At 66.8% G+C, this 1,054-nt stretch carries 1 protein-coding gene and 1 pseudogene; one reads left to right on the forward strand and one right to left on the reverse strand.

Features of this window, described 5'->3' with window-relative positions; translation table 11 throughout:
• Positions 1-616, reverse strand: a 616-nt coding sequence (locus CF70_RS26590; protein WP_035872007.1) for a DNA-binding protein, incomplete at its 3' end; no start/stop codon positions are given.
• A gap of 143 nt (positions 617-759) precedes the next feature.
• Between CF70_RS26590 and CF70_RS26595 the strand changes: the two are divergent.
• Positions 760-1,054, forward strand: a pseudogene (locus CF70_RS26595) (integrase); the annotation flags it as partial.

Raw genomic sequence — 1,054 nt, forward strand, 5'->3', positions numbered from 1 at the left:
GGGTACGCAACTCTCCCAATTGCCGCTCCAGCGCCTCGATCTGGCGCTGCCCCGCCTCCTGACGCGCGCGCGCGGCGGCGTGGGCCTGGCGCTCGGCGTCCAGTTCCCCCTGCAGCGCCGCGCGTGCCCTCTGCTCCGCGTCGAGCCCGGCCTGTGTGGCTGCGGTTTCCTGCTCGGCCACCACCACCGCGGCGCGCGCCAGGTCGCGCTGCGCTTCCGCCTCGCTCGCCTGTAGCCGCGCTTCGGCCCGCAAGGCGGCCAGTTCGCCGGTGGCGGCCTCGTTGGCGGCCTGCCAGATCGATTGCACGGCATTGCCGGCGATCGCCTTGAGCGCGTCCGGCAACTCGGGATGGTCGATGGTCACGCGCATCTTGCCGCGCAGGTCCGCCCAGAACTGCGTCAGCACCTCGGTTGGCGTGCCCATGCTGCCCTTGCGCACCAGGCCGTAGAGCTTGTTGGCGGTGGGAGTGATGCCATACCTGAAAAAGAGCAAGGCGCAGACCTCGCGGTATAGCGCGCGGGTTTCGGGGAACTGCGCACGCAGGGTGGCAACGTCGGCGGCGAGCGTGGCCTGCAGGGCGGCCTCGGAAGAGGTGGATTCAGGGCTGGCAGTCATGTTCGGATGGCGGACCATGTCAATTTTAATAAATATTACTACGTAATACGTTAATTTATTGATTAAATTTACAAAACTTTAGACATAAGTGGGCTTCTGTCTAGAATTAGATCTACACTCACGCCATGACGCCCGCCGCACCGATGGAACCCACCCCGCTCCCCCACCCTGCCTTCACTGCCCTGCCGGCCACCCCGATCGAGCGCTTGCGCCTGCCCGCCGCGCTGTCCGGCGCCGCCGGCAGCAACCGGGCCCGCAGCGGCACCCCACAGATCTCGGCTGCCGACGATCTGGCCGCCATCACCGCCTGGCTGGCTCGCTATACCGACACGCCGGCCACGCTGCAGACCTATCGGCGCGAAGTCGAGCGCTTGCTGCTGTGGGCCGTCCTGCAGCACGGCAAGCCGCTGTCGTCGCTCACCCATGAGGACCTGCTGC

It is taken from the genome of Cupriavidus sp. SK-3, from assembly GCF_000611145.1.
Taxonomy (GTDB): Bacteria; Pseudomonadota; Gammaproteobacteria; order Burkholderiales; family Burkholderiaceae; genus Cupriavidus.